This window comes from Modestobacter sp. KNN46-3, from assembly GCF_011039295.1.
Genome location: NZ_JAAKGN010000184.1, coordinates 1 through 8,124 on the forward strand (window position 1 = coordinate 1; position 8,124 = coordinate 8,124).

The 8,124-nt window shown below is 74.3% G+C and carries 8 protein-coding genes and 3 pseudogenes; 9 read left to right on the forward strand and 2 right to left on the reverse strand.

The genetic code is table 11. From position 1 onward, the window contains the following. The coding region (locus tag G5C62_RS23630; RefSeq protein WP_164702925.1) for a TetR family transcriptional regulator at positions 1 to 716 on the reverse strand (716 nt) is incomplete at its 3' end. Between the two features lie 136 nt (positions 717 to 852). Between G5C62_RS23630 and G5C62_RS23635 the strand changes: the two genes are divergently transcribed. From G5C62_RS23635 to G5C62_RS23665, 9 genes and pseudogenes are all read left to right on the forward strand, one after another. Beyond that, entirely contained in the window at positions 853 to 1,719 is an 867-nt protein-coding gene (locus tag G5C62_RS23635) for an SDR family oxidoreductase (RefSeq protein WP_036332419.1), read from the forward strand. A 4-nt stretch (positions 1,720 to 1,723) separates the two neighbouring features. Then, positions 1,724 to 2,926: a pyridoxal phosphate-dependent aminotransferase gene (locus G5C62_RS23640; protein WP_164702926.1), complete on the forward strand. Its 1,203-nt coding sequence runs from the start codon at positions 1,724 to 1,726 to the stop codon at positions 2,924 to 2,926. Then, the gene (locus G5C62_RS23645; protein ID WP_164702927.1) at positions 2,923 to 3,696 is read left to right on the forward strand and encodes a nitrilase-related carbon-nitrogen hydrolase; all 774 of its coding nucleotides are present in this window, start codon (positions 2,923 to 2,925) and stop codon (positions 3,694 to 3,696) included. The genes G5C62_RS23640 and G5C62_RS23645 overlap by 4 nt, the downstream gene beginning before the upstream one ends. A gap of 41 nt (positions 3,697 to 3,737) precedes the next feature. After that, the gene (locus G5C62_RS23650; RefSeq protein WP_206330827.1) at positions 3,738 to 4,544 is read left to right on the forward strand and encodes an alpha/beta hydrolase; all 807 of its coding nucleotides are present in this window, start codon (positions 3,738 to 3,740) and stop codon (positions 4,542 to 4,544) included. A 122-nt stretch (positions 4,545 to 4,666) separates the two neighbouring features. Next, a pseudogene (locus G5C62_RS27645) lies at positions 4,667 to 4,867 on the forward strand (cold-shock protein); the annotation flags it as partial. A gap of 108 nt (positions 4,868 to 4,975) precedes the next feature. Then, positions 4,976 to 5,167: pseudogene (locus tag G5C62_RS28335) on the forward strand (cold-shock protein); the annotation flags it as partial. Positions 5,168 to 5,254: 87 nt separating this feature from the next. Further along, positions 5,255 to 5,440, forward strand: a pseudogene (locus G5C62_RS28340) (cold-shock protein); the annotation flags it as partial. Between the two features lie 147 nt (positions 5,441 to 5,587). After that, positions 5,588 to 5,779: a cold-shock protein gene (locus G5C62_RS28345; protein WP_036335364.1), complete on the forward strand. Its 192-nt coding sequence runs from the start codon at positions 5,588 to 5,590 to the stop codon at positions 5,777 to 5,779. A 92-nt stretch (positions 5,780 to 5,871) separates the two neighbouring features. Then, positions 5,872 to 7,566: a long-chain-fatty-acid--CoA ligase gene (locus tag G5C62_RS23665; RefSeq protein ID WP_164702928.1), complete on the forward strand. Its 1,695-nt coding sequence runs from the start codon at positions 5,872 to 5,874 to the stop codon at positions 7,564 to 7,566. Between the two features lie 426 nt (positions 7,567 to 7,992). Here G5C62_RS23665 and G5C62_RS23670 read toward each other — a convergent pair. After that, on the reverse strand, positions 7,993 to 8,124 hold a 132-nt coding region (locus G5C62_RS23670; RefSeq protein ID WP_164702929.1), incomplete at its 5' end, for an integrase core domain-containing protein.

Here is an 8,124-nt window from a genome sequence, read left to right on the forward strand (position 1 = left end):
TCGCCTTCATGCCCACCTACCTGCAGATGGGCTCTGGCCTGTCGGGGGCGAACTCCGGCCTGCTGATGCTGCCGATGACCGCCGGGGTCATCCTGCCCATCCAGAGTTCGGCCGCGGTCATCATGCGGGGCGGGGAAGCCCGCCTCGACCTGGTCCCAGCCCTCGGCGACGAGGGCGGGCAGCGATGCGGTGTAGTCACCGGCCCGCCAGCGGTGCAGCGCGCTGCGCATCACCGAGCCCTGGACGGCGGCGAGCAGGGTGGGCTGGACGTCCAGCTCAGCCCGGGTGCCGGTGCGGGCGGCGAGCCACTCGGCCAGCACCTGCTCACTCCGGGCGAAGGAGGCGGTGAGCCGGGCGGCCAGCGCCGGGTGCGCGTCGACGACCTGCAGCCGCAGCGGCCACAACTCGGTCTCCGCGGCCATCCGCGCGGCCTCGGCGGCGTGCACCGCGCGCAGCGCCTGGACGGGCGTCTCGGTCGCCGGCCGGGCGGACAGTGCCTCGGCCAGGCGGAGTGGGTGCTCCGGGTCCAGGCCGATGACCGCGTCGTCCTTGGACGGGAAGTAGTTGAAGAAGGTGCGGGGTGAGACGTCGGCGTCGGCGGCGATGTCGTCGACCGACACCCGGTCCAGCCCGCGCTCGGCGACCAGTCGCAGCGCCGACTCGTGCAGCGCCGCGCGGGTGGCCTGCTTCTTGCGCTCGCGCAGGCCCGTGGTCACGCCGAGAGCATGCCAGGAAAAGTGCACGCACTGCAAACATGCGTCGACTGCACGGTGTGTCGGTGAGGTTGGGACCTCGTCTCCCCGGTGTGGGAGTGGTCCAGCAGAGCGGGCGGTCATCGGCGAGGATCGGCCGGTGACCGACTCGGAGCTCCCGCCCCTCGCCGTGACCGGGTCGACCGGGCGGCTCGGCGGCCGGGTCGCCCGGCTGCTCGCCGACGCCGGGGTGCGCCAGCGGCTGCTGGTCCGCGACCCCGCGCGTGCCCCGCAGCTGCCCGGCACGACGGTGTCGGTCGCGCCCTACGCCGACCGGTCGGCCGTCCGCGAGGCGCTGGCGGGGGTCGACACGGTGCTGATGGTGTCGGGGAGTGAGTCCGCCGACCGGGTCGAGCAGCACCGCAGCTTCCTGGACGCGGCGGCCGACGCCGGCGTCGGGCACCTGGTCTACGTGTCCTTCCTCGGCGCAGCACCGGACGCGACGTTCCTCCTGGCCCGCGACCACTGGGCGACCGAGCAGCACGCCCGGACCCTGGGCCTGACCACGACGTTCCTGCGCGACGGGCTCTACGCCGACGACATGCCGGAGATGGTCGGCGAGGACGGCGTGCTGCGCGGCCCCGCCGGTGACGGCCGGGCGTCGGTGGTGGCGCTGGACGACATCGCCGCCGTCGCCGCGCTCGTGCTGCAGGACCCGGCGCCGCACGCCGGGGCGAGCTACGACCTGACCGGCCCGGCAGCGCTGACCCTCACCGAGGTCGCCGAGACGATCGCCGCCGGCACCGGCCGGCCGGCGCGCTACCAGCTTGAGACGGTCGAGGAGGCGTACACCTCGCGGGCCTCCTACGAGGCGCCCCGCTGGCTGGTCGACGCCTGGGTCTCCACGTACACGGCGATCGCCGCGGGGGAAATGGCCGCGGTCAGCACCGCCGTCCCGGACCTGCTGGGGCGATCGGCCACTCCGCTCGCCGAGGTGCTGCGGCGGACCACGACCACGGCAGGATGAGCCGGTGACCTCCGCGCCGCACCTCGCCTCCCGGCTGCAGGGCTTCGGGACGACGGTCTTCGCCGAGATGAGCGCGCTGGCCGTCGCCACCGGTGCGATCAACCTGGGCCAGGGCTTCCCAGACGAGCCGGGCCCGCACGAAGTGCTCGACGTCGCCCGGGCGGCGATCGGCACGGCGCACGACCAGTACCCGCCGGGCCCAGGGCAGCCCGACCTGCGGGCGGCGATCGCCGAGCACCAGCAGCGGTTCCGGGGCCTGGCCTACGACCCGGCCGACGAGGTGCTGGTCACCGCCGGGGCGACCGAGGCGCTGACCGCCGCGCTGCTCGGTCTGCTCGAGCCCGGCGACGAGGTGGTGCTGTTCGAGCCGATGTACGACAGCTACGCGGCCGCCGTCGCGATGGCCGGTGGGGTGCTGCGCCCGGTGCCGCTCCGCCCGCCGCCGGCCTCCTCCGGCGAGGTCGCCACGGGCCGGTGGACCTTCGACGAGGCCGAGCTGCGCGCGGCGGTCACCCCGCGGGCGCGGCTGCTGCTGCTGAACACCCCGCACAACCCGACGGGGAAGGTCTTCACCCGGGCCGAGCTGGCGGTGCTGGCGGAGGTGGCCGACGCCGCCGACCTGCTGGTGCTCACCGACGAGGTCTACGAGCACCTGGTGTTCGCCGGCGCCGAGCACGTCTCGATCGCCACCCTGCCCGGCATGCGCGAGCGCACGCTGGTGGTCAGCAGCGGCGGGAAGACGTTCAACACCACCGGCTGGAAGACTGGCTGGGTCTGCGGTCCGGCGGCGCTGGTGTCGGCGGTCCGCACCGCGAAGCAGTACCTCACCTTCGTCAACGGCGGCCCGTTCCAGCCGGCGATCGCCGCCGGGCTCCGGCTGCCCGACACGTACTTCGCCGGGGTGGCTGCCGAGCTCCAGCGCCGCCGGGACCTGTTGGTGGCCGGGCTGGCCGACGCCGGGCTGCCGGTGGTGAGCCCCGAGGCCACCTACTTCGCCACCGTCGACGTCCGCCCGCGGCAGCCCGACGGGGACGGCATCGCGTTCTGCCGGTCGCTGCCCGGGCGCGCCGGGGTGGTCGCCGTCCCGACCGTGGTCTTCTACTCACCGGAGCACGCGGAGCTGGGACGGCACCTCGTGCGGTTCGCGTTCTGCAAGCGGGACGAGGTGCTGGCCGAGGCGGCGCAGCGGTTGAGGAGGCTGGCGTGAAGATCGCAGCGGTGCAGCACGACATCGTCTGGGAGGACCGGGACGCGAACTTCGCGCGACTGGCCCCGCAGGTGGCCCGTGCCGTCGGTGCCGGGGCGGAGCTGGTGCTGCTCACCGAGACGTTCTCCACCGGCTTCTCGATGACGCCCGGGATCGGCGAACCGGAAGGTGGGCCGTCGTCGGAGTTCCTCGCCGCGCAGGCCGCCGAGCACGGCGTCTGGGTGGCCGGCACCTGCCCGGAGACCGACGTCGAGGGCGAGCTGCCCTACAACACGTTCGTGCTCGCCGGCCCGGACGGCACCGCGCACCGGTACCGCAAGCTGCACCCCTTCGCCGACGAGCGGACCCGGTTCCGCTCCGGCACCGGCCCGGTCACCGTCGAGGTCGGGGGACTGCGGATCACCCCGTTCATCTGCTACGACCTGCGCTTCGCCGACGTCTTCTGGGCCGCAGCCCCGGACACCGACGTCTACCTGGTGCCGGCGAACTGGCCCAGCCCGCGCCGGCACCACTGGTCGGCGCTGCTGCAGGCCCGGGCGATCGAGAACCAGGCCTACGTGGTCGGTTGCAACCGGGTCGGCACGGCCGGCGACGGCACCGAGCACGCCGGGGACAGCCGCATCGTCTCCCCGATGGGCGAGCTGCTGGCCACCGCCTCGGGGGTGGAGACGATCGTGCTGGCCGACGTCGACGCCGCCGAGGTGGCCGCCACCCGGGACCGCTTCCCGTTCCTGGGCGACCGCCGCCACCTGGCCGACCGCAAGAGCTGAGCAGGAGGTGCCCCGGGGTCGATCCGGGGTACCGGCGCACCGTGCCCACCCGCCGCGCGTTCCTCGCCGCCTGCGGTCAGCTGACCGGGGCCGCCCTGCTGGCGGCCTGCAGCGGGAACGGACAGGAGGGCGGTGCCCCTGGTCCGGGGGGTGGCGGGGAGGCGGCGCCGGACCCCGCCGTGCTGACCGTGCGACCGGACAGCGTCTCGCCGACCGGGTCGCCACCGGCCCCCGGCACCCACCCGCTGGGCCTGGCCGAGGACCGGGACGCGCTGCTCCACGTGCCCCCGGGCCTCCCCGTGGACCAGGCTGCGCCGCTGGTGGTCACGCTGCACGGCGCGGGCGGGAACGCCGAGGGCGGACTGGCGCCGCTGCGCGGACTCGCCGACGAGCACGGTCTGCTCCTGCTGTCCCCGCCTTCCCGCGGGAGCACGTGGGACGCGATCGGGAGTGACTGGGGCCCGGACGTCGAGCTGATCGACCGAGCGCTGCGTGAGGTGTTCGGGCTGTTGCCCGTCGACCCCGGACGGATCGCCGTCGCCGGGTTCTCCGACGGCGCCTCCTACGCACTCGGCCTGGGGCTGGCCAACGGCGACCTGTTCAGCGACGTCATCGCCTTCTCGCCGGGCTTCGTCCCCCCGGCCCCTCGCACCGGCCGCCCTCCGGTCTTCGTCTCGCACGGGGTCGACGACGAGGTGCTGCGGGTGGAGCGGACCAGTCGGCAGATCGTCCCGGCGCTGCAGGAGGACGGCTACGAGGTGACCTACCGCGAGTTCGACGGGGGGCACACCGTGCCCCCGGAGGTGGCCCGGGAGGCCGTCGACCGGCTCGTCCGGGCGGGCGGTTGACCGGCCAGATCGGGCCGCTGTGCCCCCCGGTGGGCATGCCGGGTCGTCAGAGCGGGCAGGCTGGAGGACCCTGGAGCAGGTACGCACCAGGTGAGGACGACGAGATGTGCAGGAGCTAGAGGATGCCGCAGGGCACGGTCAAGTGGTTCAACGCGGAGAAGGGCTTTGGGTTCATCGAGCCCGACGATGGTGGGCAGGACGTGTTCGCGCACTTCTCGGCGATCGCCGACGACGGGGGCTTCCGCAGCCTGGACGAGGGGCAGCGGGTCGAGTACACCGCCAGCGCCGGCGACCGCGGCATGCAGGCCGACTCCATCCAGCCCCTGGGTGGCGGCGGTGGCCGGCCCGCCCGTGAGGAGCGCGGGCACCGCGACGACCCCCGGCAGGTCCGCGCGCCGCAGGCCCCCCGCAGTGGCGGGGGCGGCTCGGAGGGCACGGTCCGCTGGTTCAACGCCGAGAAGGGCTTCGGGTTCATCGAGCCCGACGAGGGCGGGGACGACGTGTTCGTGCACTTCTCCGCCATCGCCGACGACGGTGGCTACCGCAGTCTGGAGGAGGGCCAGCGGGTCGAGTACACCGCGAGCCCCGGCGACCGCGGCATGCAGGCCGACTCGGTCCAGCCGCTCGGCGGGGGCCGGGCACCCCAGCGCGAGGAGCGCGGCCGCCGGGACGCGCCCGCCCCGCGCGGTGGGCGCGGTTCCGAGGGCACCGTGCGGTTCTTCAACGCCGAGAAGGGCTTCGGGTTCATCGAGCCCGACGAGGGCGGGGACGACGTGTTCGTGCACTTCTCCGCCATCGAGGACGACGGTGGCTACCGCAGCCTGGACGAGGGGCAGCGGGTCGAGTACACCGCCAGCCCCGGCCAGCGCGGCATGCAGGCCGACTCGGTCCGCCCGCTCGGCGGCGGGCGCCCGCCGGCCCGGTACGACGACCGGCGTGACGACCGACGCGACGACCGGCGGGACGACCGGCCCCGTCGGGACGACCGCGGCGCGCGCGCTCCGCGGGCTCCCCGCGGCGGCGGTGCCGGCGGCCAGGGCACCGTGCGGTTCTTCAACGCCGAGAAGGGCTTCGGGTTCATCGAGCCCGACGAGGGCGGAGACGACGTGTTCGTGCACTTCTCCGCCATCGCCGACGACGGTGGCTACCGCAGCTTGGACGAGGGGCAGCGGGTCGAGTACACCGCCAGCGCCGGCGACCGCGGCATGCAGGCCGACTCCGTCCAGCCGCTCTGACACCTCCCGCTGACCGCCGGGCACCCGCGGCGGTCAGCGGGACGGACGGCCCGCCGCCGACCCTGGGTGCGCCGTCGCGAACGAGGGAACAGATGGTCACCGAGCGAGACCGCAGGACGCCGGAGGCGCCGGCCTGGACCCGGCGCTACGCCGACGGGGTCCCTGCGGAGGTGGAGGTCCCCCGGGAGACCGTCCCCGACCTGCTGACTGCGGCGGCGCAGCGGTTCCCGGACCGGCCGGGGCTGGAGTTCTTCGGCGCGACGACGAGCTACGCCGAGCTCCGGGACGCCGTCGCCCGGGCCGCGACGGTGCTGCGCGACCTGGGGGTGCGGCCCGGTGACCGGGTGGCCCTGGTGCTGCCCAACTGCCCGCAGCACGTGGTCGCGTTCAACGCCGTCCTGCGGCTGGGTGCGATCGTGGTCGAGCACAACCCGCTGTACACCCCCGAGGAGCTCGGCCAGCAGTTCCGCGACCACGGGGCCGCCGTCGCGATCGTCTGGAACGTGGTCGCCCCCGTCGTCCAGGGCCTGGACGCACCGGAGCTGCGCGAGGTGCTCGCGGTCGACCTCAGCCGGGCGCTGCCGCTGGTCAAGCGGCTGGCGCTGCGGCTGCCGGTGCCCAAGGCCCGGGCCACCCGGGCAGCGATGACCAAGCCCGCCCCCGGGACGACGTCCTGGGACGCCGTGGTGGCCGGGGCCACTCCGCTGGAGGAGGCCCACCCGGGCCCGGCCCACGAGGACGTGGCGCTGCTGCAGTACACCGGCGGCACCACCGGCAGCCCCAAGGCCGCCGTCCTCACCCACCGGAACCTGATCGCCAACGTCACCCAGTCCCTCGCCTGGGTGCCCCAGCTGCGGGCGGGCGAGGAGGTCTTCTACGGCGTCCTCCCGCTGTTCCACGCCTACGGCGTGCTGCTGTGCCTGGCTGCAGCGGTGCGGCTGGGTGCGGTGCTGGTGCTGTTCCCGCGCTTCGACGTCGACCAGGTGCTGGCCGCGGCCAAGAAACGGCCGCCGACGTTCTTCCCCGGGGTGCCGCCGATGTACCAGCGGCTGGCCGCTGCGGCCGAGGAGCGCGGCGTGGACCTGTCGGGCACCCGGGTGGCGATCTCCGGGGCGATGCCGCTGCCGCTGGAGACCGCGCAGCTGTGGGAGCGGGTGACCGGCGGGCTGGTCGTGGAGGGCTACGGGATGACCGAGGCCTCGCCCATCGTGATCGGCAACCCGGTGGGGCCGACCCGCCGGACCGGCACCGTCGGGCTGCCGTTCCCGTCGACCCGGATGCGGGTGGTCGACCCGGAGGACCCGACCGTCGACCGGGCGCCGGGGGAGCGCGGCGAGCTGCTGGTGCAGGGGCCCCAGGTGTTCTCCGGCTACTGGAATCGGCCGGAGGAGACCGCTGCCGTCCTGCTGCCCGGCGGCTGGCTGCGCACCGGCGACGTGGTCGAGGTCGACGACGACGGGTTCGTCCGGATCGTCGACCGGATCAAGGAACTGATCATCACCGGCGGCTTCAACGTCTACCCCTCCGAGGTCGAGGACGTGCTGAAGGCGGTCGACGGCATCACCGACGCCGCCGTCGTCGGCCTGCCCGGCAAGAACGGCGAGGACGTCGTCGCCGCGGTCGTGCTGGAGCGGGAACTCGACCTGGACGCCGTTCGGGAGTCCATCCGTGGGTCGCTGGCCGCCTACAAGGTGCCGCGGCGGATCGTGGCGGTCGACGACCTGCCCCGCTCGCAGATCGGCAAGGTCCTGCGCCGCGAGGTCCGCGACCAACTGCTCGCCGACTAGCGGGACTGCTCGGGCCGGCTGCTCCCCGAGTGGTTCGGTGGGCTTCCCGAAACCGCCCTCCGAGCGAGTCGGTGCTGGTGTCCCTGAGCGGCCCATTCAGGGACACGCCCCGTGGAGCCGCCGGACGTTCCCGCGGAAACGCGGTCAAGGTGAGCGGCTTGACCACGTTCCCGCGGGAACGTCTCGCCTCCGGCGACGAGCGTCCTTGAGCGGCCCACTCTGGGACTCCGCTCCTCCACGTCAAGGGAGCCGACCGTAAGGCGAGTGCCTCAACTCCCGACCGGCGGGATCAGTCTCGGCGGCTTGCCCGGTCACGACTTGAGCGCAAGGCCAAGAACACGCCGGCCGCGCCCAGCAGCGTGGCGACGAAGCCGAGGCCGACCGCGAGTCCGAGCAGCTGGCCGGCAACCGTTCCGAGGACGGCGCCTAGCTGTACTGCCCGGAGACGTTGGTGCAGCGGGTGATCGGTGGGAGGTTGCCCAGGGCGGTGTGGGGCCGGTGGTGGTTGTAGTGGTGCAGCCAGCCTGACAGGGCTGCGCGGCGGGCCTTCTCGGAGGT

Coding starts and splice junctions, on each gene's coding strand:
- G5C62_RS23665 (WP_164702928.1), top strand. CDS start 5,872: ATGGTCACCGAGCGAGACCGCAGGACGCCGGAGGCGCCGGCCTGGACC.